This is a genomic window from Amycolatopsis sp. NPDC049868 (assembly GCF_044461365.1).
Taxonomy (GTDB): Bacteria; Actinomycetota; Actinomycetes; order Mycobacteriales; family Pseudonocardiaceae; genus Amycolatopsis.
In genome coordinates, this window is sequence record NZ_JBITKV010000010.1 from 227,254 (window position 1) to 250,758 (window position 23,505).

A 23,505-nucleotide genomic window follows, 5' to 3' on the forward strand; every position below is an offset into this window, starting at 1 on the left:
GGCGCGGGAATATCGCGGGGCGTGTCCGGGTAGTTGCTGGACATGGAGATCGGAATCGCCACCTTCGTCACCGATGAAGGCATCAGGCCGGACGTCCTCGCCGCAGCAGCCGAAGAGCGCGGATTCAGCTCGCTCCACATCGCGGAGCATTCGCATATCCCGGTCAGCCGGGAAACGCCGTACCCGGGCGGCGGCGAGCTGCCGCGCGTGTACTACCGGACCCTGGACCCGTTCGTCGCGCTGACGGCGGCCGCCGGGGCCACGTCGACCCTGAAGCTGGGGACGGGCGTCGCGTTGCTTCAGCAGCGCGACGTCATCCACACGGCGAAAGAGGTCGCTTCGCTGGACCTGGTTTCGCGAGGCCGGTTCGTCTTCGGCGTCGGCGTCGGGTGGAACCGGGAGGAAATGCGCAATCACGGCACGGATCCGCGCACCCGCGGCGCGCTCGTCGACGAGCAACTCGCCGCGCTGAAGGAGATCTGGACGAAGGACGAGGCCGAATTCCACGGCGAGCACGTCGACTTCGACCCGATCTTCGCGTGGCCGAAGCCGGTGCAGAAACCGCATCCGCCGATCTACATCGGTGGCGCGGGGCAGAAGGCGATGGAGCGGATCGCCAAGTACGGCGACGGGTGGCTGCCGCACGCGCACACCCCGCCGGAGGAGCTCCGCCGGGCACGTCAGTGGCTGGCCGACCAGGGGCGCGGCGACATCAAGTTCTCGGCCTTCGGCGCCACCCCGGAAGAGGACGCGCTGGCCAAGCTCGTCGAGGGCGGCGTCGACGAGGCGACGCTCTTCCTGCCGACCGAGCCCGAAGCGGCGACACTGGAACTACTCGACCAGTTCGCGAAGGTCGCCGAGAGCTTTCGAAAGGGGCAGCAGGCGTGACTGAGGTTCAAATCGGCTTGGCCGCGGCGTTGGAGCAGTTCTCGCCTCGCGAGTCGATCCGGCTGGCCGCGCTGGCCGAACAGCACGGGTTCTCCGGGCAGATGGCGGCCGACCACTTCCAGCCGTGGGTCCCTCAACAGGGTGAAGCGTCCTTCGTGTGGAGCGTGCTCGCGTCGTTGGCGGAGAACACCACGGGTGACCTCGGGCCGGGCGTGACGTGCCCGTCGTTCCGGCTGCACCCGTCGATGGTCGCGCAGGCCGCGGCGACGCTGGAGGCGACCTACCCGGGCCGGACCTGGCTCGGTATCGGGTCCGGCGAAGCGCTCAACGAGCACATCATCGGCGGCTACTGGCCCGAAGCGCCGGAGCGTGTGCGGCGGATGTTCGAGGCGCTGGAGGTCATCCGGAAGCTGTTCACCGGAAAGGATGTCAAGCACAGCGGCGAGTTCTTCAAGCTGCACACGACCCGGCTGTGGACGCTGCCGGACGAGCCGCCGCCGATCTACATCGCGTCGGCCGGTCCGTACACCTCGCGCAAGACCGGCGAACTCGCGGACGGGCTGATCACGCCGGGCGCGTCGATCGAGAAGCTGGCGGGGATCCTCGACAACTTCGGCACCGGCGCGCGCAAGGCGGGCAAGGACCCGGACTCGATGCCGAAGCTGCTGCAGGTGCACCTGTCGTGGGCCGAGGACGACGAGACGGCATGGGCCAACGCGCTCGACCAGTGGCCCAACGGCGGCATGAAGTTCCCGAAGGCCGACATCCGCTCGCCGTTCGACTTCGCGCAGATGGCGAAACTGGTGCGGCGTGAGGACTTCGAGGGGCGCATGGTGGTCTCGTCCGACCCGGACGTGCACCGCGCGGCGCTGCAGAAATACGTCGACGCCGGCTTCAACCGGATCTACATCCACAACGTGGGGCGGAACCAGGACGAGTTCATCGAGACCTTCGGGCGGGACGTGCTGCCGAAGCTCACCGCCTAGCGTGCGCTATGAACGGGACGTTCCTTGCGAAATTTGCAAGGAACGTCCCGTTCATAGCGTTCAGACGTTCTTGTCCAGCAGCAGATGCACCGACAGTTCCAGCCGGTTCGCGACATCCGCCGCCGACGCGCGCCGCGTCACCCAGGCGACCAGGTTCGCCATCCAGACGTCGGCGATGACGTGGAAGATGTCGCGATCGGCCTCGGTCGGGTCCTCGATGCCCATGGCCTTGGCGAACATGTTCTCCATCAGCCGCCCGACCTGTTCGACCTCGGCGGCCGCGGTCGTGTCGGCGAACATGAACGCGCGGACCATCGCTTCGGTCAGGTGCGGATCCCGCTGCATCAGCCGGGTGTTGCGGCCGAGGACGAACATCAGCCGCTCGCTCGGGGTGTCGCCGGGGATGGCCGCGCGGTCGAGTTTCTCCTGCGCGCGCTCGAATTCCCTGGCCAGCCCGGAAACCAGCAGGTGGATCTTCGAGGGGAAGTAGCGGTACAGCGTGCCGAGCGCGACGTCCGCCTTCTCGGCGACGGCCCGCATCTGGACGGCGTCGTACCCGCCCTTCGCGGCGAGCGTCAGGGTCGCGTCGATGATGCGGCGCCGCCGGTCGCGTTGGGCCGCGGAGCCGAGTTCCTCGCCGCCCAGCGCGGAGAGACCGTTGCCGCTTCGCGCCTTCGCGCTCGTGGGCGTCTTGGCCTTCCCTGGCATCGCCACGTCCCCCTTCGCCGGAACTTGTTCCACTTTCCTCACGTAGCGTACCTAAGCGGACGAACTGTTCAAGACGTGACCCACTGGGCAAGAAACTGTAACACGTTCTACACTCGCGGGTAGGTCCGGCGAGGAGGTCTCACCCGTGTCGATCGCGCTCACCGAAGAACAGGCGGCCTTGGCCGCGTCGATCCGCGCCTGGGCGGCCTCGGCCCGTCCCGTCGACGCCGTCCGAAGTGGCCGGATCGCCGAGCCGCCGCCAGGGCTGGCCGAACTCGGCCTGTTCGGCGTGGCGATTCCCGAAGACGTCGGCGGCGCCGGTGGCACGCTCGCCGATCTGGCCGCCGGACTCGCCGAAGCGGCCGAAGCGCTCGTACCCGGCCCTGTTCTCGGGACGGTGCTGGGTGGAGCGTTGCTCGCGACGGTTCCCCAGACCGCCAAGGAGATCCTGCCCGGTCTCGCGGACGGGACCGAACAGCTGGCCGTGGTGCTCGGCAACGGTTTCCGAATCGCGGATTCGGTGGTCGACGGCGAGTCGGGGCCATCGCTCGACGTTCACCCGTCGGCGTGGACGCTCGTTTCCGACGGCGCCGTCTCCGCGCTCGTCGCGCCCGGAGCGTCCGGAATGGACATCGAGCGGAGCGAGCCGTTCGACCTCTCGCGGCCGGTCGGCCGGGTCCAATGCGAAAAGGTGCGGGCCGAAGCGGTTTTCGAGGCACTGCCGGTGGACGCCTACGCCGCCACGCTCGGTGCCGCCGAAGCGGCGGGGATCGCCCGATGGTGCCTCCGGACCGCTGTCGAGTACGCGAAGGTCCGGGAGCAGTTCGGCCGTCCCATCGGGTCGTTCCAGGCGATCAAGCATCTGTGTGCGGAAATGCTGTGCCGGGCCGAAGCCACCGACGCGCTCGCGTGGGACGCGGCGAGGGCGGCCGAAGACCCCGCGCAGCACTCCCTCGCGGCCGCGACGGCGGCGGCCTACGCGCTCGACGCGGCCGTGGCCAACGCGAAGGACTGCATCCAGGTCCTCGGTGGCATCGGATTCACCTGGGAGCATGACGCGCACTTCTACCTGCGCCGCGCCGTCGCCCTGCGGCAGTGGCTCGGCGGTTCCGCCCGCTGGCGCCGTCGCGCGGCCGAACTCGCGCTGCGCGGTGATCGCCGGACCTTGGGCGTCGACGTCGGTGAGGACGCCGGACTTCGTGACCTGGTCGGCGAAATCGCCGCCCTGCCCGAGCCGGAGCGGCGGGTAGCGCTGGCCGATTCGGGGCTGCTGGCCCCGCATTGGCCGGCACCGTACGGCAGGGGAGCCACGGCCGCCGAGCAACTGCGGATCGACGCCGCGCTCGACGGCGCGGGTGTCCGCCGTCCGGATCTGGTCATCGGCGGCTGGGCCGTGCCGACGTTGCTGGAACACGGATCCCCGGCGCAGCGCGAACGGTTCGCCGTACCCACCTTGCGCGGTGAGATCACCTGGTGCCAGCTGTTCAGCGAGCCGGGGGCGGGTTCGGATCTCGCGTCGCTGCGCACGACGGCCCGGCGCGTCGAGGGCGGATGGCTGCTCGACGGCCAGAAGGTGTGGACCTCGCTCGCGCGCGAAGCCGACTGGGGGATCTGCCTGGCGCGTACCGATCCGGACGCGCCGAAACACAAGGGGATCACTTACTTCCTGGTCGACATGACCGCCGACGGGATCAGTACGCGGCCCCTGCGCGAGATCACCGGCGACGCCGTCTTCAACGAAGTGTTCCTCGACGACGTGTTCGTCCCGGACGAGATGGTGGTCGGGGAGGTCGACGGCGGCTGGCGGCTGGCGCGGACGACGCTGGCGAACGAGCGGGTCGCCCTCGGGAGCGGCTCGGCGGTGGGAGAGGGCGTCGAGAACCTGCTCGCCACTTCGGGGGAGGGCGCCGATCTGGAGGGACTCGGTGCGCTGATCGCCGACGGCAGCGCGTGTTCGGTGCTGGACCTGCGGGCGACGTTGCGGCGGCTCGACGGGCAAGACCCGGGCGCCGAGTCGAGTGTGCGCAAGCTGCTGGGCGTGCGGCATCGGCAGGCGGTGGCGGAGTTCGCGCTGGAGTCGCTCGGTGAGCGCGCTCTCGTGGACGGCGACCCGGCGCAGCACGAGTTCCTGCTGACCCGGTGCCTCAGCATCGCGGGCGGGACGACTCAGGTGCTGTTGTCGCTGACGGCCGAGCGGTTGCTGGGGCTGCCCCGGTCCTGAACGTCCCTGTCACGCCCGTTCCGCGCGCTATGAACGGTCCGTTCCTTGCAAAATTTGCAAGGAACGGACCGTTCATAGCACCGCCGCCCGAGGGATGTCGGTCCCGTGCTCTAGCGTGCGGGTCGTGGAGTTCGGCACAGGAACCCAAGCCACCTTCGTCCCCTCGGATCCCCCGCGGGACGGAGTGCTGGCGCTCTGGGGAGACGGCGTAGCGGGTGACACCGCGATCGAACTCGTGCTTCCGGCGGGCAAGGTCTTCCGGCGCACGAAGGTCGACGCGGCGCTCGTCCCGTTGTCACGCGCGATTCCGCGGCTGCTCACCGCGGAGGGCGACTTGAGCCCGGCCATCGCCGCGTGGTCGGCCGTCGCCGAGGCCGGGGTGAACCTCATCGCCCGCGGCAGGCTGCTGCCCGCGGCCTCACCCGGCGGGGTGGATTCGTGGCGGGTCGGCCCGCTCGACGTCGCCGACGAGGAGATGCTGCGCGGGCTCGCCGCCGCGCTGCCGCCCGAGGCGCACGCGCTGCCGTTGTCCGGGCTGAAGCGGATCCGGCTGCATTCGCCGGAGTCGTTGATCCGCGCGCTCTGGGACGCGACGGCGGACGTGCTGGTCCGCACGCCCGCCGCGAGCGTCGCGGCGGGCGGTCCGGCGTTCGCGGCCGCCCAGCCGACACTGGTCGGGCCGGACGGCGCCGCGTGGCTGGCGGAACTGAGCGCCCGGCAGGCCCAGGGCGCGCATCTCGTCCTGCGCATGGAGGTCCATGAACCTGAAGACCCCGAGGACGAGCCCGCGTTCGAGGCCGTCCTCGCCGTGCGGAGCGCCGCCGACCCGAGCCTGATCGTCGAGGCGGCGACACTGTGGGACGCGCCGGAGGCGGTGCTGGAACGCATGGGTGAGCAGGTCGAGACGCAACTGCTGCTCGGTCTGCGCCGAGGTGCCAGGGCATGGGCGCCGCTCGGCCGCATGCTCCAGTCCGCCGCGCCGACCGGACTGGCGCTGGACTACGACGAGGTCGTCGACCTGCTGACCCACGGGGACGCGGCGCTGGGCGGTGCCGGCATCGAGGTGCAGTGGCCGAAAGACCTCTTCGCGGGCGAGCTCAAGGCGAAGGCGAGCGCGACGCAGGCTCCGGGCAGCGTCACCGGGCCCGAGTTCACGCTCAAGAGCCTGCTGCGGTTCCGCTGGCGGATGAGTCTCGGGGGCGAGGACCTCACCGACGCCGAGGTCACCGCGCTCGCGGAGGCGAAGCGGCCGCTGGTGCGGCTGCGGGGCAAATGGGTCAAGGTCGACGCGCGGCTGATCGCCAAGGTGCGCGCCCACCGGGCGAAGAAGCTGTCCGGGGCCGAGGCGCTGGCCGCGGCGCTCACCGGGGAACTGGAGCTGGACGGCGAAAAGGTCGAGTTCACCGCCCCTTCGGCGCTGACGGGGCTGCTCCAGCGAATCCGCGAAAGCGCCGCGGAACCGATCGAGCAGCCGGCCGGACTGCGGGCCACCCTGCGGCCGTACCAGAAGGCGGGACTCGGCTGGCTGGCGACGATGACCGGGCTCGGTCTCGGCGCCTGCCTCGCCGACGACATGGGGCTCGGCAAGACGATCCAGCTCATCTCCCTGCATCTGCACCGCCGCCCGCGCGGCGAGGGCCCCACGCTCGTCCTGTGCCCGACGTCGTTGCTGGGCAACTGGGAACGCGAGTTCGCCCGGTTCGCGCCGGATATCCCGGTGCGCCGGTTCCACGGTGGCGGACGGCATCTCGACGAGGTCGCGCCGGACGAGGTCGTGCTCGCCACGTACGGCGTGCTCCGCCGCGATCGCGAAGCACTGTCCGAAGTGGACTGGGGGATGATCGCCGCCGACGAGGCGCAGCACGTCAAGAACCCGCTTTCGGCCACCGCCAAGGAATTGCGGAAGATCCCGGCCGCCGCGAAGGTCGCGCTGACCGGGACGCCGATGGAGAACCGGCTCACCGAACTGTGGTCCATCATCGACTGGACGACGCCGGGCCTGCTCGGTTCGCTCGACGGGTTCCGCCGCAAGGTCGCCCGCCCGATCGAACGCGACCGTGACGTCGCCGCCACCGAACGGCTGGCCACGACGGTCCGGCCGTTCCTGTTGCGCCGCAAGAAGACCGATCCGGATATCGCCCCCGAGCTGCCGCGCAAGACCGAGACCGACCGGTTCGTCCCGCTCACCGCCGAACAGACGACGCTGTACGAGGCCGTGGTCCGGGAGAACCTCGCGATGATCCGCGAACTGGACGGGGTGGCCCGGCGTGGGCAGGTGCTCAAACTGCTCACCGAGCTCAAGCAGATCTGCAACCACCCGGCGCAGTACCTCAAGGAACCCGGGGTGCTGCACGGCCGGTCCGGCAAACTCGCCGCGTTCGAAGAGCTGCTCGACGTCATCCTCGACGAGGGCGACAGCGTGCTCGTGTTCAGCCAGTACGTCCAGCTGTGCCGCCTGCTGGAGAAACGCCTGGCCGAACGCGGGCTGCCGACGATGCTGCTGTCCGGATCGAGCACGCCCAAGGTCCGGGAGGACATGGTCGCCCGGTTCCAGGCCGGCGAGGTGCCGGTGTTCCTGCTCTCGCTCAAGGCGGGCGGGGTCGGGCTCAACCTGACCAAGGCCACCCACGTGATCCACTACGACCGCTGGTGGAACCCGGCCGTCGAGGACCAGGCCACCGACCGCGCGTACCGGATCGGGCAGGACCGGCCGGTCCAGGTGCACCGGCTGATCGCCGAAGGCACGCTCGAAGAGCGCATCGCCAAGGTTTTGGAGACCAAACGCGGGCTGGCCGACGCGGTCATCGGCGCGGGTGAGGACTGGATCACCGAGCTGTCCGACGACGAACTGGCCGATCTGGTCCGGCTCGGGGAAACGTGATGCCCGGCGTGACCGGCCGGAAACGGCGCACCTTCGGTAACACGTGGTGGGGCAAGGCGTGGGTCGAGGCACTGGAGGAGCGCGCCAAACTCGACCCGAACCGCCTGCCGCGAGGCCGGACGTACGCGCGGAAGGGCACCGTCAGCAAGCTCGCGGTCGGCGCGGGCGAGGTGACGGCCTGGGTGCAGGGCAGCCGGGCGGTGCCGTACCGGGTGACCATCCACATGCGGGCGTTCACCGAGCCGCAGTGGGAGAGCCTGCTCGGCATGGTCGGCTCGCGGCTCGGGCACGTCGCCGCCCTCCTCGACGGCGAATTGCCCGGCGAGCTGGCCGAGGACGCGCGGACCGCCGGCGCGGATCTGCTGCCCGGCCCCGGCGATCTGCGCCCGAAGTGCTCCTGCCCGGACAGCGCGAACCCGTGCAAACACGTCGCCGCGGTGTACTACCTGGTCGCGGACGAGGTGGACGCCGATCCGTTCGTGCTGTTCCTGTTGCGCGGCAGGCCGAGGGAGGCCGTGCTCGCGGAACTGCGGTCCCGCCGCGCGCCCGCGAGCGAGCCGGGCAAGCGGGTGCGCGCCCCCGCAGCGCCCGGGGTGGACCCGAGGCGGGCCTACACCCGGCGGATCGCCGCGCTGCCGCCGCGGCCCGCCGTCCCGGGCACGGTCGGGCCGCCCGCGGTCCTCGACCTCGACCCGCCGCATCGCACCGGCTGGAGCGGGGAGATGTTCGTCGAGCTGGCCGCCGACGCCGCCGCGAGGGCCTGGGAGCTGCTGGTCATGGGGCCCGAGCGGGAAGTGGAGCTGACGTTCGAGGAAGACCTCGCGCGCCGCGCGGCGGCGAGCGAGCCGCACCTGGTCGCCGAGCTCGCCGAAGCGGCCGGGGTGGCGGTGCGGGATCTGGCCCTGTGGGCGCAGGCCTGGCGTGAGGCTGGCAGGGGCGGGATGACGGTGGTCCGGGAGGTGTGGCGGCCGGGGCAGGCGCCGCTCGCCCAGGCCAGGGCGGACCTCGCCGAGTCGGGATTGCCGGGAGAGCCCAAGACCTGGCGGAACCGGATCACCCAGGGCGATCTGCAACTGCGCTACGGCCGTGACGAACGGTGGTACCGGTTCGTGCGCGACGGCGAAGGCTGGCGGGTCGACGGCCCGTCTTCCGCCCGGCCGACCGACGTGATCTATCCACCCTGACCTCATGCCCCACCGCTGCCCTTCGCTCGCAGCTGCAGTACATGAAGGCCCCCTTCCTTGCGTCTAGCGCAAGGAAGGGGGCCTTCATGTACTTGGAGGGACCCACTACGAGGTGCCCTGGCGCCGCCGCCAGGTGCGGTAACTCCATTCCAGGAACCGTTCCACCCCACGCACCACATGGGCGCTGCGGATCGAGGGGAAGACGTCGAAGGCGTGCTGCGCGCCGGAGATCTCCGCATACGCGACCTCATGCTGGGACTTGTCCCGCAGGCGCCGCACGAATTCGCGCGCTTCGCCCACCGGAACCAGCGAATCGTGGACGCCATGGATGACGAAGAACGGCGGCGCGTCCTCGGTGATGCGGTCGAGCGGGGATGCCGCGATGTAGTCGTCGAGGAAGTTCACCGGATCCCGGTCCGCCTCGAAGACGTGCCGGGCGATGAGCGTTTTCAGCCGGGTCTGGCTGGAGCGTCGTCCGCTGGTCGCGGCGAAGTCGTACACGCCGTAGTGCGGGGCGCACGCCTGGATGCTCGTGTCGGCTTCGGTGAAGCCGGGCTGCAGTGCCGGGTCGTTGGCGGTCAGTGCCAGCAGCGCGGCGAGGTGCCCGCCCGCGGATCCGCCGGTGACGGCGACGAAGGACGGGTCGCCGCCGTAGGCCTCGGCGTTCTCCCGGATCCAGGCCAGCGCGCGTTTCGCGGCGACGATATGCGCGGGCCAGCGGGCGGCGGGGGAGAGCGGGTAGTTGATCGCGAAGCAGATCCAGCCGCGTTTGGCCATGTGCAGCATCAGCGGCAGGCCCTGCTGGTCCTTGTTGCCGATCACCCAGGCGCCGCCGTGCACCTGGAGCAGGATCGGCGCGCCGGTGACCGGTTCGCGCGGGGCGTAGACATCGAGCAGGAACCGCTTCCCGCCGGGCGCGTAGGCGATGTCGCGGGTCCGCCGGACCTCGGGGTCGCGCATGCGGAACGGCATGGCCAGCTGGCCCCACGGAGTCGCGAGGTCGGTCGGGCTCGGCGGGTGCTCGAGTTCGTCGGCGTACGCCTCGCCGATGCCTTCGGTCAGCGCTGTCTCGATCTCGCCGCGCGCTCGCTGGGACTGCGCGATCAGCGTGCCGAGCCCGGCCGCCGACGCCGCCGCGAGGGCGAGCCCGATCTTGCTCGACCCGCCGCGGTGCCGGGCGACGTGTGCCGCCGCGTCGGCCGCGGTGAGCGCGAGCAGATGCGGGGCGAGTTCCCCGGTGAGCCAGCCCGCGAAGAACGCCGGGACCGCCGTCCGGGCACCTCTCGGCGGCTTCAGCGCGTTCGCGGTGAGCGCGAGCTGGAGTGCCTGGCGGAGGACGAAACTCGGCTGCATGGCCACCGATCCTACCGCCGGGTGACCACCTAGAACGGGTTGCAAAGTTCACTTAAGGTGATTCTCATGCAGAGATTGAGTGGTCTGGACGCGAGTTTTCTCTACCTGGAGACACCTGCCCAGGTACTGCACGTGTGCGGGCTGCTCACCTTGGACGGTTCGACCATGCCCGGTGGCTACGATTTCGAGCGCTTCAAGGAGAAACTGGCCGAACGGGTCGAGCTGATCCCGGCGTTCCGGCGCAAGCTGCACAATCCACTCTGGAACCTGGCGCATCCGGTCTGGGTCGAGGACGACGACTTCGACCTCGAAGCCCACGTTCACCGCATCGGCGTACCCGCGCCCGGTGACCGGCGGGAACTCGCCGAACTCTGCGCCCACATCGCGGGACAACGGCTGGACCGGACGCAGCCGCTCTGGCAGTTGTACGTCATCGAAGGCCTGGCGGACGGCGGGATCGCGGTCCTGCTGAAGATGCACCACGCCAGCGTCGACGGGGTCGGCGGCGCCAGCCTCATCGCCTCTCTCGCCGGGCTCGAACCGGACGCCCCGCCGCCGGAGATCGCACAGGACGAACGCCGCAACGCGGACGTTCCCGGCAGGCGCGCGCTGTTCGGCGCTGGGCTGACGTCGTTCGCGAAACGTCCGGTCGAGGTGGCGAAACTGCTCCCCGGCCTGCTCGAACTCGTGCCGAGGTGGCTGGGCAAAGCGTTGCAGGGCAAGGGAATGCCGGTCCCGTTCACGGCGCCGCGGACGTCGTTCAACGGGACGATCACCGCGCACCGCAGCGTCGCCTATGCCTCTCTCGACCTCGACGACGTCAAGCGGATCAAGAACGCCTTCGGGGTGACCGTCAACGACGTCGTCCTCGCCGTGGTCGCCGGCGCCCTGCGGCAGTTCCTGCGAGATCGCGGCGAACTGCCGGAGGATCCGCTGGTGGCGACCGTTCCGGTCTCGGTACACGGACGCACCGAACGCGAGCACGGGAACAACAAGGTCTCGGCGTTCTTCGCGTCGCTGCCCACCCATCTGGAGGATCCCGCCGCGCGCGTGTTCATGCTCGCGGAGTCGAACCGGCTGTCCAAGGACCATCACCACGACATCGACGCGGACATGCTCCAGGACTGGGCGCAGTTCTCGGCGGCGACCATGTTCGGGCTCGCGGTTCGCGCGTATTCCGCGCTGCGGCTGGCCGAACGGCATCCGGTGGTGCACAACCTGGTGGTCTCCAACGTGCCCGGTCCGCCGATGCCGCTGTACCTGCTGGGCTGCCGGATCACCGGGCTCTACCCGCTCGGACCGGTGTTCCACGGCGCCGGGCTCAACATCACCGTGCTGTCCAACGCGGGCAGGGTCGACGTCGGCCTGCTCGGCGCGCGCGAACTCACCGGTGATCTGTGGCCGCTCGCCGACCACTTCGCCGACGCGCTCGCGGAACTGATCGAGGCCACCTCCTAGATCCTCCCCCCTTGCCGTCGCGGCTCCTTCCGGTTAAGACTAGAACAGGTTTCAATATTGTGCCCGTTCGCCCCGGTGAGGAGCCAGTGTGGACTTCCAGTTCGACGAGACGCAGACCGAGGTCACCGCGCTGGCCGCGCGCGTGCTCGGCAAGGAGCGTGAGCCCGCGGACGCGTGGCGTGCGCTGGCCGACGCCGGTTTGCTCGCACTGGCGCTGCCCGCCGAACTCGGCGGCGACGGCCTGGGCGTCGCCGAAGTCGCCTTGGTGCTGACCGAACTCGGCCGTGTCGCCTCGACGGCGCCGGGGCTGGCGTCGCTGGCCTTCGGTGTCCTGCCGGTCGCCGCGCTCGGCGGGCCGGACCAGCGTTCGGCGCTGCTCCCGCCGGTCGCCGCCGGTGAATCCGTGCTCACCGCCGCGCTGCACGAACCTTCCGCGCCGTTCACCGCCCGGCCCGCGACCGTCGCGGAATCGGCGGGGGACTGGCGGCTGAGCGGGGTCAAGGTCGGCGTGCCGTTCGCGGCGGAAGCGACCCGGATCCTGACGCCCGCCTCGCTGCCCGGTGGCTCCGGAGTCTTCCTCGTCGATCCGCGCGCGGACGGCGTGACCCTGAGTCCGACGAGAACCTCTTCCGGCACACCGGACTACACGATGACGCTGGATTCGGTGACCGTCACCGACGCCGATCTCCTCAACGGGCACGGCCCTGGCGAGTCGATCGCCACGCTGCACCGGTTCGCGCTCGCGGGCGCCGTGGCGTTCGGCGACGGGCTGCTCGCCGGCGCGCTCGCGCTGACCACGAAACACGTCGGCGAACGCGAGCAGTTCGGGCGCCCGTTGGCGGCGTTCCAGGCGGTGGCGCAACAGATCGCGGACGTCTACGTCGCTTCGAGGACGGTCCAGCTGGCCGCGCGGTCGGCGGTCTGGCGGCTCGCGGCGGGGCTCGACGCCGACGCGGAGCTCGACATCGCGGCCTACTGGCTGGCGGAGGAGGCGCCCGCGGCGCTGGCCGTCTGCCATCACCTGCACGGCGGGATCGGCGTGGACGAAACGTATCCGCTGCACCGGTTCTCGTCGGCGGTCAAGGATCTGGGACGAACGCTCGGCGGCGCCTCGCATCGGCTGGCCGCTCTGGGCGAACTGGTGGCGGGGTGAGAATGCTGATCGAACTGACCGCGGCGCAACACGAGTTGCGCTCCGAACTGCGTGAGTACTTCGCCGGGCTGGTGAGCGCCGACGAGCGGCGCGCGATGCTGCGGGAGCGGCACGGGCCGGTGTACCGGGAGATCGTGCGCCGGATGGGCCGTGACGGCCGGCTCGGCGTCGGCTGGCCGGAACAATACGGCGGCCGGGGCTTCGGCGAGATCGAGCAGCATATCTTCGTCGACGAGGCCGCCCGGGCCGACGTCCAGCTGCCGTCGGTGACCTTGCAAACCGTCGGGCCCACTTTGCAGGCGTTCGGCACCGAGGAGCAGAAATCCCTGTTCCTGCCCAAGATTCTCGCGGGTGAGGTGCATTTCGCCATCGGTTACACCGAACCCGACGCGGGAACGGATCTGGCGGCCCTGCGCACGACGGCGGTGCGCGAAGGGGACGAGTACGTCGTCAACGGCCAGAAGATCTTCACCACCGGCGGGCACGACGCCGACTACATCTGGCTGGCCGTGCGCACCGATCCCGCCGCGCCCAGGCACAAGGGGATCTCCATCCTCATCATGGACACCCGCGACCCGGGCTATTCGTGGACGCCGATCATCACCTGCGACGGCGCCCACCACGTGAACGCCACCTACTACTCGGACGTCCGGGTGCCCGCGAACATGCTGGTGGGCAAGGAGAACGAGGGCTGGCGGCTGATCACCACGCAGCTGAACCACGAACGCGTCATGCTCGGCCCCGCCGGGCGGATCGGCGGTCTCCACGACCGCGTCCGCGAGTGGGCGGCGTCGAGGAAGACCCCGGACGGGACGCCGCTGCTCCAGCTGCCCGACGTCCGGGCCGTACTCGCCGAAACCCTGGCGACCGCCCGGATCAACGAACTGCTGAACTGGCAGGTCGCGGCGTCGTCGGCGACCGGACCGGTGGCGGTGGCCGACGCGTCGGCCACCAAGATCGTCGGCTCCGAGCGCATCCAGCGGCTGACCAGGAAACTGGAGGAGATCGTGGCGCGACACGGCGACCAGGCCGACGCCGAAACCGCGGAACTGGCGCAATGGCTGGACGTGGTGGCCAAACGCAATCTGGTGCTGACCTTCGGCGGCGGCGTCAGCGAGATCCAGCGCGAGCTGATCGCCACCGCGGGGCTCGGCTTGCCGAGGGTGCCGCGATGAGCATCCAAGAGGCGGCCGAACGGATCGCCGCGCGCGGGGAATCCGCGCCGAGGGCCGCGCGTGACGCGGTCAACCAGGCGATGGTGAACAACTGGGTCGAAGCCATCGGCGACCGCAATCCCGTGTACGTCGACGAGGAGTTCGCCGCCACGAGTGTCCACAAGGGACTCGTCGCGCCGCCCGCGATGGCGCAGGTGTGGACGATGGGCGGGCTGCACGGGACGAGGGCGTCGGACGATCCGCTCGGTGCGATGATGGAGGTGCTCGACGAGGCCGGGTTCACCTCGGTCGTCGCGACGAACTCCGAACAGAACTACTTCCGGTATCTGCGGCACGGCGAACGCGTCGCCGCGACCGCGAAACTCGAAAGCGTGGTCGGGCCCAAACGCACCGCGCTGGGCGAAGGCTGGTTCGTGACGACGAAGACCACCTGGTACGTCGGCGACGAGGCCGTCGCGGACATGGTGTTCCGGGTGCTGAAGTTCCGTCCGCCGGGTGCCGCGCCCGCCAAGGCGGCGGCCGCGCCCGTGCTACGGCCGGTGATCAGCAAGGACACGGAGTTCTTCTGGGCGGGTCTGCGGGAAGGGGAGCTGCGGATCCAGCGGTGGGGCGAGACGCTGCGGCATCCGCCCGGGCCCATGCCGCCGGACGGTGATTTCGACGCCAAGCCGGACTATGTCGTCGCGTGCGGCCGCGGAACGGTCTACAGCTACGTGGTGCACCACCATCCGAAGGTCCCCGGCAAGGATCTGCCGTTCGTGGTCGCGCTCGTCGAACTGGAGGAGGGCGTCCGGGTGATGGGCGAGCTGCTCGACGCCGATCCCGAGACCGTCCACATCGGACTCCCGGTGGAGGCGGCCTTCGTGAAGATCGACGAGGAACTGACGTTGCCCGCTTGGAGGGTCGCGCGATGAAGGACTGTTCGGTCGGCACCGAGCTGCCGCCCCTGACGATCGAGGCCACCCCGACGTTCGTGGTGAGCACCGCGCTGGCGACGCGGGATTTCCAGGACGTCCACCACGATCGCGACGCCGCCGTCCAGCGCGGCTCGAAGGACATCTTCCTCAACATCCTCACCGACACCGGCCTGGTGCAACGGTTCGTGACCGACTGGGCGGGCCCGGAGGCGTTCGTGCGATCGATCAAGATCCGGCTCGGTGTGCCCTGCTACGCCTACGACACGCTGACCTTCACCGGCCGGGTCACGGAACGGGACGGTGACGACGTCGTGGTCTCGGTGTCCGGTGTGGACGGTCTCGGCGAGCACGTGGTGGGCACCGTGGCGATCACGTTGGGAGGCGAGTGATGACCCTCTCCGGACGGGCGGCCATCGCCGGGATCGGTGCGACGGAGTTCTCGAAGGATTCCGGGCGCAGTGAACTGCGGCTGGCGGCGGAAGCGGTTTCGAGCGCGCTGAGCGACGCCGGGCTCGATCCGTCCGATGTGGACGGTCTGGTGTCGTTCACCATGGACGGCAACAGTGAGATCGCCGTCGCGCGGGAACTGGCCATCCCCGAACTCAAGTTCTTCAGCCGGATCCATTACGGCGGCGGGGCCGCGGCCGCGACCGTGCAGCAGGCCGCGATGGCCGTCGCGACCGGGGTCGCGGACGTCGTCGTCGCGTACCGGGCGTTCAACGAACGGTCGGGGATGCGGTTCGGTCAGGTGTCCTCGGCCGCGGCGGGGCAGGTGAACTCGTCCGGCGTCGACAACGCGTTCCACTATCCGATGGGCATCGCGACCCCGGCGGCGACCGTCGCCATGCTCGCCCGGCGCTACATGCACGAGTACGGCGCGACCAGTGAGGACTTCGGCCGGGTGGCCGTCGTCGACCGCGCCCGCGCGGCGACCAACCCTCAGGCGTGGTTCTACGGCAAGCCGATCACGCTCGAAGAGCACCAGGCCTCCCGCTGGGTCGCCGAACCGTTGCACCTGCTGGACTGCTGCCAGGAGAGCGACGGCGGGGTCGCCCTGGTGATCGTCAGCGCCGAGCGGGCGCGCGATCTGCGGCACCGGCCCGCCGTGATCGCGGCGGCCGCGCAGGGGAGCGGGCCGGACCAGTACGTGATGACCAGCTACTACCGCGACGATCTGCCGGCGCTGCCCGAGATGGGGGTGGTGGGACGGCAGCTGTGGGAGCAGTCCGGGCTGGGCCCCGGCGACATGGACCTCGCCGTGCTGTACGACCACTTCACCCCTTATGTCCTGATGCAGCTGGAAGAACTCGGCTTCTGCGGGAAGGGCGAGGCCAAGGACTTCATCGGCGGGGGCACCCTGGAACTGGACGGGAAGCTCCCGCTCAACCCGCACGGCGGGCAGCTGGGGGAGGCCTACATCCACGGGATGAACGGGATCGCCGAAGGGGTCCGGCAGCTCCGGGGCGACGCCGTCAACCAGGTCGACGGGGCCGCGCGCGTGCTGGTGACCGCCGGCACCGGCGTACCCACGAGCGGATTGGTCCTGACCGCGGGCTGAGATCACCTCAATGCCCGATGGTGTACTAGAGCGGTACCTGCCACGGTGAAAGGGTTACCGGCCGGGAGGTGCCATGTCTGGACCGATCGTCGTCGCGTGGACCCTGACCGCGGTGTTCGCCGCGCTCGTCCTGCCCTGCGTGCTGAGACTCGTCCGGCTGGACTACGGCAGGCAGGGCGCGGCGGTCCGCAACGGCGACCTGGCCGAACTGCTGCTCGTCGTCGCCATGGTCGCGATGCTGTCCCCGGTGGGCGGCCCGATCCCGGCGGCGGGCTGGCAGGCGGTGCTGGCGCTGACCGCCGGCTGGTTCGCCGTCTCGTGGTGGAAGGGGCGGCGCTCTGGGCACTCGTCGTGCGGGCATCACGCCGTCTCCGCCGTCGCGATGCTGTTCATGGTGACGTTCATGCCGCACAGCGAGGTGACCCACGGGCCGTGGCTGGTGATGTCCGGCCCCGGTGGCACTTCCGCGTTGTGGCTTTCGCTGATCTTCGGTGCCGTGGCCGCGTATTTCGCGGCGGACGCCGTGCGCGCCGGGGTGCTGGCGACGCGGGGCGCCTCGGCCTCCGGTCAGACGTCGCGGCGGGTGTGCCGGGTGATCATGGGGCTCGGCATGGGCTACATGCTGCTGGGCGCGGCGGTCTAGGAACCGAGCGGGACGCGCCGCACGACACCGGCTTCCGCGGCACCCGCGTCCGGCAAACCGCCGGCCGGATTCTCCTCGGCCCACTTGCGAGCGTCGGCGATGTCCTTGTTGAGCGCGACGATCAGCGCCTCCGACGACGGGTATGCCTCCTGCTCGCGCAGGTGGTGGCCCAGCCATACGGTCAGCACCTCGCCGTAGAGGTCGCCGCTGAAGTCCAGCAGATGCGCCTCGACGAGCCGGTAGCCGTCCGCGCCGTAGTAGGTCGGCCGCCTGCCGACCGAGACCGCAGCCGCGATCCGGGTGCCGTCGGCGCGTTCGGCCCAGCCCGCCCACACTCCGTCGCCGACCTGGCCGTCCTGGTCGCGCAGCGCGATGTTGGCGGTCGGGAAGCCCAGTTCCCTGCCCCGCTGATCGCCCTTCTCCACCTGGCCACGGACCACGAAGTACTCCGTCGTCATGCCGCTCCCGTCCCTGCCGTCACGAGAGCCATGAATACCATGCCTCGCTCCCGAGGTCGACCGCCGTTCACGCCGCGAGAGTGTCCACTGTGTACTCGGTCACGTAATGACGAGCCGGTAGCCCAGATCGAGTTCCGTCCGGCCGAGCAGCCCGACGTGGTGCCGGTGCCAGTGCCCGTCCGCGAGATCGGCGCGCAGCCGCTCGACCGCCGTCGCGACGACGTTCTGGTCCAGCAGGGCCACCCCGGACATCCCCGCGCGCACGCGTTCGGACAGGTAGGCCTCCGGCCTGCGCCAATACGCGCCGAGGAATCCGTCGACGCAGTCCGACGGCACCGGCAGCGGAGCCACCGCCGGTGCCGGGCCCGCCGCGGTCAGTTCTTCGACGACCCGGTCCAGGCAGGCCAGCCTGCTCTCGTGTTCGGCGATCTCCGGCAGGTAGTCCCGCACCAGCCAGAACCGCGCGAACACCGCCTGATCCCAGGTCACGATCACCTGGCGACGGGAGACGCGCCGCAACTCGGCCAGCCCGGCGGTCACGTCCGTCCAGTGGTGGACGGTGAGCACCGCCAGCGCGGCGTCGAAGGCGCAGTCGGCGAAGGGCAGCCCTTCCGCGCAGGCCTGGACGGCGGGGGCCGCCGTGGCCGGACGCTGCGCGATCATCCGCCGTGACGGCTCGACGGCCACCACGTCGCGGTCTTCCGGCTCGTAGGAACCGGCTCCGGCCCCGACGTTGACCACCGAGCGGGCGTCGCCGAGGGCCGCGGTGATGGCGGCGGCGACACGGGGGTCCGGCCGTCTCGATCGCGCGTAGTCCCGGCCGAGTTCGGCATACGGGTCCGAGATCAAGGGGCGCACTCGGCCGAGTCTAGCCAGAGCCGCTACCTGCGGGAACGATGATTCAGTCTGTCGTGGTCAAGAAAGTGTCGGAAAGGACGGGCGCGTCGTCCCGGTCCGGCGCCGTGGTCGCGATCAGCAGCCCGGCGGGCTCGCGCCAGACCCGGGTCCGCAGCGGTTCGCCGGGGAAGACGACACCGGCGAACTTGGCCGAGAACGACGCGACGCGGGCGGTGTCGCCGTCGAGGAATTCGTCGGTGACCGCCTTCGCGATGACGCCGTAGGTGCACAGACCGTGCAGGATCGGCCTGTCGAACCCGGCCGCCGCGGCGAACGCGGGATCGGCGTGCAGGGGGTTCCGGTCCCCGCAGAGCCGGTAGAGCAGCGCCTGCTGCGGCAGCGTCGGGGTGTCGATGACGGCGTCCGGCTCCCGCGACGGGGGTTCTGCCCGGTCGGACGGGCCGCGTTCGCCGCCGAAACCTCCTTCACCACGAGCGAAGATGCTCGACCGCAGTGTCCACAGAGGAGTCCCGTCCGAATCGGTGGCGACCGTCTCGTTCACGATCACGGCCGCCTTGCCCTTGTCGAAGACGTCGACGATCCGCGTCCGCGCCACGGCCTTCCCCGAGACCGGGATGGGCCGGTGCGCGATCACTTCCTGCTTGCCGTGCAACACCTTCCCGAGGTCGACCTCGACGCCGGGGAACGAGACAGCGGGTGGCTCGAACACGCGCAGGTTCGCCGCCACGGTGGCGAACGTCGGCAGCACCTGGAGGCCGTCTTCGTAGGTGTAGCGCAGTTCGCGCGGGCTCATCGGGTCGGCGCCGGCGCCCAGTGCCAGGTGGTAGAGCTGCACGTCCGACGCGGTCCAGGCGAAACTCACCTCGCCGAGGTCGGCGCCGATCGCGACCGAAGGATCGATGGGCACGGGGGAACTCCTACTCGTAGGTGACGGTGACCTCGTCGGTCAGCGGCAGGGACTGGCATGCCAGCACGATGCCTTCGGCGATGTCGTCGCCGTCGAGGACCTCGTTGTTCAGCATCTTCACCTCGCCGGAGGTGATCCGGCAGGCGCACGCGCTGCACTGGCCCTCGCGGCACGAGTACGGCGCGTCGAAACCCTTTTCCAGCAACAGGTCCAGCAGTTTCGTCCGGCGCGGCCACGCGAGGTTCCTGGTCTCGCCGTCGAGGGTGACTTCGACCGACGCCGGGGTCTCGGCCTCTTCGACGGCGACGGGCTCGGCCACCTCGAACGGGTTCCCGCCCAGCGACAGGAACCGCTCCAGGTGGATCCGCTTGCGCGGCAGCCCGAGCTCCTTGAGCACCGTGCGCGCCGCGTCCATGAACGGCCCAGGGCCGCAGATGAACGCCTCGTACGCGGTGTACGGCGCCACCAGTGCGCGCAGATGCGCCTCGGCCGGCAGCCCCTGCAGGCTCTCCAGCCAGTGCGTGACGACCAGCCGGTCCGCGTGTTTCGCGGCGAGGTCCGCCAGTTCGCGCGCGAAGATCACCGACCGTTCGTCGCGGTTCGCGTACAGGAGCACCACCTTGCCGGTGCCGCGCTCCAGCGCGGATTTGAGGATCGACATCACCGGCGTGATACCGCTGCCGCCCGCGAGCAGCAGGAAATCCTCGTCGAGCGACGCGGGGCTGAACACCCCGGCCGGTGGGAGGACTTGGACCTCCTGCCCGGCCTGGAGGTTGTCGCACAGCCAGTTCGACCCGTAGCCGTCGGCGGTGCGCTTGACGGTGACCTGCACCCGATCCTCGTGCGGCGCGCTGGAGAGCGAGTAGCAACGGGCCACCGACCCGGTCCGCTCGCTCGGCACCCGTACGGTGAGGAACTGCCCTGGGGCGTAAGCGAAAACGGAGGCGTGCTCGGCCGGGATCTCGAACACGATCGAGCGCGCGTCGGCCGTCTCGGTGATCACCTCGGCCACGGTCACGGTGACGGGACCGCTCATTCGGGCACCTCCAGCAGGCCGTCCTTCAACGCGGCGTCGATGCTTTCGCTGAGATTGCCGCAGGTGTCGAGCAACGCGGTCTGCGCCCCGGAAGCCTTCTGCTCGGCGAACACCGGGCAGCTCCGGGACGCGTCACTCGTCCATTGGATGCTGGTGTGCTGCATGCTGTTCTTCTTGACCAGCACGCACGTCCCACACGAGCGGCAGTTCAGCGGCCGCAGCCCGGCGGTGAGGAATTCGACGGTCTCGGGCTTCACACCCCGGCCTCTTCCGCCTGCTGCCGTGCCAGGTTCTCGGCCACCTCCGCCGCCCAGACCTCGTTGGCGCGGCTGGTGTCCACTTCGAACTCGAACCGCCGCGTCATGTCCTCGGTGACGTCGGCGGCGTCCACATAGAACTGGTCGTACCAGCGGCGCAGCTGGTACACCGGCCCGTCCTCCTCGCACAGCAACGGGTTGTCGATCCGGGTCTTGTTACGCCAGATCTCGACGTCTTGCAGGAAACCGACGCCGATACCCTTGGCGAACTTCCCGGCGATCTTGTCCGCGTGCTCGTCCGAGACGCCCTCGAACTTCTTCACGCTCACGCCCCACTGCAGCACGAACGAGTTCTCGGTGACCGGGTAGTGGCAGTTGATCAGCACGTTCTCGATCTCGAAACCCTGGTAGGTGTTGAGCAGTGTGTTGATCATGTACGACGGGCCGAAGTACGACGCCTCGGACCGCAGCAGGTTCTCCTCGCCGCCGTAGTTCGACGCCATGCCCTTGTCCGGGCGGCCCTTCGTGTTCAGGTACTGCGTGGCGATATGACCTTCGAACACGTTCTTGAAGTAGGTCGGGAAGGCGTAGTGGATGTAGAAGAAGTGCGCCATGTCGACCATGTTGTCGATGATCTCGCGGCAGTTGGAGCCCTCGATGAGCACCGAGTCCCAGGTCCAGTTGCTCCACTCGCCGGTGAAGATGCCTTCGATCCGGGGGATGACGACGCCTTCCGGCGGTGGGTTGCCCTCCGGGTCGTGCCAGACGAACAGTTGCTTGTTCTCCTCCAGCACCTGCCACGACTTCGTCCGCGCCCGCAGCGGAACCCGTTTGGCGTAGGGGATCGACACGCATTTGCCGTTGCCGTTCCAGCGCCAGTCGTGGAACGGGCAGGCGATCTCGTCGCCCTTGACCTCGCCCTGGGTGAGGTCGCCGCCCATGTGACGGCAGTACCCGTCGAGTACGTTCAGCTTGCCGGACGAATCGGCGAAGACCACCAGTTTCGTCCCGAACGCGGTGATGGCGTGCGGTTTCCCGTCGCGGAACGACTCGGCGAGGCCGAGACAGTGCCAGCCGCGCGCGAACCGCGCAGGGGGTGCGCCCGCGTCGATCTGCCGTACGGATTCCGTCGTCATCGGCTGCCTCCCGCTTTGGTGTGATCTTGCTGCGCGAGGTGCTCGGCCGCAAGGTAGCCGAACACCATCGCCGGGCCGATCGTCGCGCCGGGGCCCGCGTAGGTGCGGCCCATCACCGCCGCGCTCGTGTTGCCCGCCGCGTAAAGCCCGTCGATCACCGACCCGTCCTCGCGCAGGACGCGCGCGTGCGGGTCGATCCTCAATCCGCCCTTGGTGCCCAGGTCGCCGGGCACGATCTTCACCGCGTAGTACGGCGCGACGTCCAGCGGGCCCAGGCTCGGGTTGGGTTTGTTCCGCGGGTCGCCGTAGTAGTGGTCGTACGCGCTGCGCCCGCGGTGGAAGTCCTCGTCCACGCCGCTTTTCGCGAAGCCGTTGAACCGGCGCACGGTGTTCTCCAGCGCGTCGGCCGGGACCTCGATCCGCTCGGCGAGTTTCGCGATGGTGCTCGCTTTGACCGCGATGCCCGCTTTGAACCAGCGGCCGGGCAGCGGCTGGCGGGGCCCGAGGCCGGTGAACATGTACCGGTTGCGGTTGCGCTGGTCGAACACCAGCCAGGTCGGGATGTTCTCACCGGGCCCGTCCCCGTCGCCGTACATTGCGTGCACGGCCTCGACGTAGGGCGCCGACTCGTTGACGAAGCGCTCGCCCCGCGCGTTGACCATCAGGCAGCCCGGCCGTGACCGCTCGGCGAGCGCGAACCACGGGCCGCCGGTGAGCGGGATGGACGGACCCCACCAGGCGTCGTCCATCAGATCGACGGCCGCGCCGAGTTTGAGCCCGGCGTCGATGGCGTCGCCGGTGTTGGCTTCCGCGCCGACGGTCCACTCCGTACCGATGGGCGCCCGCTGATACTTGACCCGCATCTCTTCGTTGCGCTCGAACCCGCCCGCGCCGAGGACGACCCCGAGCCGCGCGCGGATCGTCTTGTCCTCACCCTCGTGGCGTACGACTACGCCGGTCACCCGGTCGCCTTCGATCTCCAGATCCACCAGGGGTGTGTTCAGCCAGACGGGGACTTCCGCCCGCCGGAGCCCCTCGCGCAGCCCGGCCGCAAGCGCTTGCCCCATGGACAGCAGCCGCTGACGGCGGATCCGGCCCGCGAGCCAGCGGCCGCCGAGGCTCAGCACGCGGAGGATGCCGCGCGGATGCCGGGCGAGCAGGCTCAGCCACCGGTAGTCCGCCTGGGTGATCGGCGCGCCCAGCGGGGGAGCGCTGTACGGCGGCTCCAGATTCGCCAGTTCCGGGCCGAGCAGGTTGCCGTCGAACGCGACCGGTTCGACCGATCGTCCGCCGGCGCGCCCGCCGGGGGCCTCCGGGTGGTAGTCGGAGTAGCCGCGGACCCAGCGGAAGCGCAACGGCGTCTTGTCGCAGACGAAGGACAGGACCTCGGGGCCGCGGTCGAGGAAGGCCGACCGGAGTTCGGCGGGGACCACGTCACCGACGATCGCTTCGAGGTATTCGCGCGCCCGCTCCGGGGGTTCGGAGATCCCGGCGGCGCGCAGCGCGTGGTTGCCGGGGATCCAGACGCCGCCGCCGGAGCGTGCGGTGGAGCCGCCGAAGTGGGCGGCCTTCTCCACGACCAGGACCGAGAGTCCCCGGTGGGCTGCGGACAGTGCGGCGGTCATCCCGGCGGCACCCGTGCCCGCCACGATCACGTCGTACTCCATACGCCCCTCACCTGAAACACGTTGTAGGAAGCAGGTAGCAGCATCCGTGCTGCTCCAGTCA

General features: G+C 70.1%; 21 protein-coding genes. 12 read left to right on the plus strand and 9 right to left on the minus strand.

Annotated elements, in window-relative coordinates; translation table 11 throughout:
- Positions 1–42: 42 nt before the first annotated feature.
- Both ACIBTM_RS33705 and ACIBTM_RS33710 read left to right on the plus strand, forming a co-directional pair.
- Positions 43–888 carry an LLM class F420-dependent oxidoreductase gene (locus ACIBTM_RS33705; protein ID WP_395881179.1) on the plus strand — a complete coding sequence of 282 codons (846 nt, stop codon included), beginning with the start codon at positions 43–45 and terminating at the stop codon, positions 886–888.
- A complete protein-coding gene (locus tag ACIBTM_RS33710; protein ID WP_007033688.1) occupies positions 885–1,874 on the plus strand; it encodes a TIGR03557 family F420-dependent LLM class oxidoreductase in 990 nt (329 codons plus the stop codon). Before ACIBTM_RS33705 ends, ACIBTM_RS33710 begins: the two co-directional genes overlap by 4 nt.
- 60 nt (positions 1,875–1,934) lie before the next feature.
- Here the strand turns inward: ACIBTM_RS33710 and kstR are convergent, their stop codons facing one another.
- Positions 1,935–2,582, minus strand: a complete 648-nt coding sequence (gene kstR / locus ACIBTM_RS33715) for a cholesterol catabolism transcriptional regulator KstR (protein WP_395881180.1) — start codon at positions 2,580–2,582, stop codon at positions 1,935–1,937.
- A gap of 145 nt (positions 2,583–2,727) precedes the next feature.
- On the opposite strand from kstR, the gene ACIBTM_RS33720 reads away from it, so the two are divergent.
- The 3 genes from ACIBTM_RS33720 (at position 2,728) to ACIBTM_RS33730 (ending at position 8,868) form a co-directional block, all read left to right on the plus strand.
- Positions 2,728–4,803: an acyl-CoA dehydrogenase family protein gene (locus tag ACIBTM_RS33720; protein WP_395881181.1), complete on the plus strand. Its 2,076-nt coding sequence runs from the start codon at positions 2,728–2,730 to the stop codon at positions 4,801–4,803.
- Positions 4,804–4,918: 115 nt separating this feature from the next.
- Positions 4,919–7,684, plus strand: a complete 2,766-nt coding sequence (locus ACIBTM_RS33725) for a DEAD/DEAH box helicase (protein ID WP_395881182.1) — start codon at positions 4,919–4,921, stop codon at positions 7,682–7,684.
- A complete protein-coding gene (locus ACIBTM_RS33730) occupies positions 7,684–8,868 on the plus strand; it encodes an SWIM zinc finger family protein (protein ID WP_395881183.1) in 1,185 nt (394 codons plus the stop codon). The genes ACIBTM_RS33725 and ACIBTM_RS33730 overlap by 1 nt, the downstream gene beginning before the upstream one ends.
- Positions 8,869–8,973: 105 nt before the next feature.
- Here the strand turns inward: ACIBTM_RS33730 and ACIBTM_RS33735 are convergent, their stop codons facing one another.
- Positions 8,974–10,221: an alpha/beta hydrolase gene (locus tag ACIBTM_RS33735; RefSeq protein WP_395881184.1), complete on the minus strand. Its 1,248-nt coding sequence runs from the start codon at positions 10,219–10,221 to the stop codon at positions 8,974–8,976.
- Positions 10,222–10,287: 66 nt separating this feature from the next.
- Between ACIBTM_RS33735 and ACIBTM_RS33740 the strand changes: the two genes are divergently transcribed.
- From ACIBTM_RS33740 to ACIBTM_RS33770, 7 genes are all read left to right on the plus strand, one after another.
- On the plus strand, positions 10,288–11,679 hold the full coding sequence (locus ACIBTM_RS33740) for a wax ester/triacylglycerol synthase family O-acyltransferase (protein ID WP_395881185.1): 1,392 nt from the start codon (positions 10,288–10,290) through the stop codon (positions 11,677–11,679).
- Between the two features lie 88 nt (positions 11,680–11,767).
- The gene (locus ACIBTM_RS33745) at positions 11,768–12,832 is read left to right on the plus strand and encodes an acyl-CoA dehydrogenase family protein (RefSeq protein ID WP_395881186.1); all 1,065 of its coding nucleotides are present in this window, start codon (positions 11,768–11,770) and stop codon (positions 12,830–12,832) included.
- A 2-nt stretch (positions 12,833–12,834) separates the two neighbouring features.
- Positions 12,835–14,007: an acyl-CoA dehydrogenase family protein gene (locus ACIBTM_RS33750; protein WP_395881187.1), complete on the plus strand. Its 1,173-nt coding sequence runs from the start codon at positions 12,835–12,837 to the stop codon at positions 14,005–14,007.
- Positions 14,004–14,921, plus strand: a complete 918-nt coding sequence (locus tag ACIBTM_RS33755; RefSeq protein WP_395881188.1) for a bifunctional MaoC family dehydratase N-terminal/OB-fold nucleic acid binding domain-containing protein — start codon at positions 14,004–14,006, stop codon at positions 14,919–14,921. Before ACIBTM_RS33750 ends, ACIBTM_RS33755 begins: the two co-directional genes overlap by 4 nt.
- On the plus strand, positions 14,918–15,313 hold the full coding sequence (locus tag ACIBTM_RS33760) for a MaoC family dehydratase (protein WP_395881189.1): 396 nt from the start codon (positions 14,918–14,920) through the stop codon (positions 15,311–15,313). The genes ACIBTM_RS33755 and ACIBTM_RS33760 overlap by 4 nt, the downstream gene beginning before the upstream one ends.
- Positions 15,313–16,482 carry a lipid-transfer protein gene (locus tag ACIBTM_RS33765; protein ID WP_395881190.1) on the plus strand — a complete coding sequence of 390 codons (1,170 nt, stop codon included), beginning with the start codon at positions 15,313–15,315 and terminating at the stop codon, positions 16,480–16,482. Before ACIBTM_RS33760 ends, ACIBTM_RS33765 begins: the two co-directional genes overlap by 1 nt.
- A gap of 73 nt (positions 16,483–16,555) precedes the next feature.
- A complete protein-coding gene (locus ACIBTM_RS33770; RefSeq protein ID WP_395881191.1) occupies positions 16,556–17,125 on the plus strand; it encodes a DUF5134 domain-containing protein in 570 nt (189 codons plus the stop codon).
- On the opposite strand, the gene ACIBTM_RS33775 is transcribed toward ACIBTM_RS33770, so the two are convergent.
- The 7 genes from ACIBTM_RS33775 to kstD all read right to left on the minus strand — a co-directional run bounded on the left by ACIBTM_RS33775 (position 17,122) and on the right by kstD (position 23,444).
- Positions 17,122–17,583: a riboflavin kinase gene (locus tag ACIBTM_RS33775; protein ID WP_395881192.1), complete on the minus strand. Its 462-nt coding sequence runs from the start codon at positions 17,581–17,583 to the stop codon at positions 17,122–17,124. The two genes, ACIBTM_RS33770 and ACIBTM_RS33775, sit on opposite strands and share 4 nt — an antisense overlap.
- A gap of 99 nt (positions 17,584–17,682) precedes the next feature.
- The gene (locus ACIBTM_RS33780; protein WP_395881306.1) at positions 17,683–18,432 is read right to left on the minus strand and encodes a class I SAM-dependent methyltransferase; all 750 of its coding nucleotides are present in this window, start codon (positions 18,430–18,432) and stop codon (positions 17,683–17,685) included.
- 52 nt (positions 18,433–18,484) lie between these two features.
- The gene (locus ACIBTM_RS33785; protein ID WP_395881193.1) at positions 18,485–19,348 is read right to left on the minus strand and encodes a MaoC/PaaZ C-terminal domain-containing protein; all 864 of its coding nucleotides are present in this window, start codon (positions 19,346–19,348) and stop codon (positions 18,485–18,487) included.
- Between the two features lie 10 nt (positions 19,349–19,358).
- Entirely contained in the window at positions 19,359–20,384 is a 1,026-nt protein-coding gene (locus ACIBTM_RS33790) for a 2Fe-2S iron-sulfur cluster-binding protein (protein WP_395881194.1), read from the minus strand.
- Complete coding sequence (locus ACIBTM_RS33795) at positions 20,381–20,641, minus strand: hypothetical protein (protein ID WP_395881195.1); 261 nt, start codon at positions 20,639–20,641, stop codon at positions 20,381–20,383. Before ACIBTM_RS33795 ends, ACIBTM_RS33790 begins: the two co-directional genes overlap by 4 nt.
- Entirely contained in the window at positions 20,638–21,777 is a 1,140-nt protein-coding gene (locus tag ACIBTM_RS33800) for a Rieske 2Fe-2S domain-containing protein (protein ID WP_395881196.1), read from the minus strand. The genes ACIBTM_RS33795 and ACIBTM_RS33800 overlap by 4 nt, the downstream gene beginning before the upstream one ends.
- The gene (gene kstD, locus ACIBTM_RS33805) at positions 21,774–23,444 is read right to left on the minus strand and encodes a 3-oxosteroid 1-dehydrogenase (RefSeq protein WP_395881197.1); all 1,671 of its coding nucleotides are present in this window, start codon (positions 23,442–23,444) and stop codon (positions 21,774–21,776) included. Before kstD ends, ACIBTM_RS33800 begins: the two co-directional genes overlap by 4 nt.
- Positions 23,445–23,505: the final 61 nt, after the last annotated feature.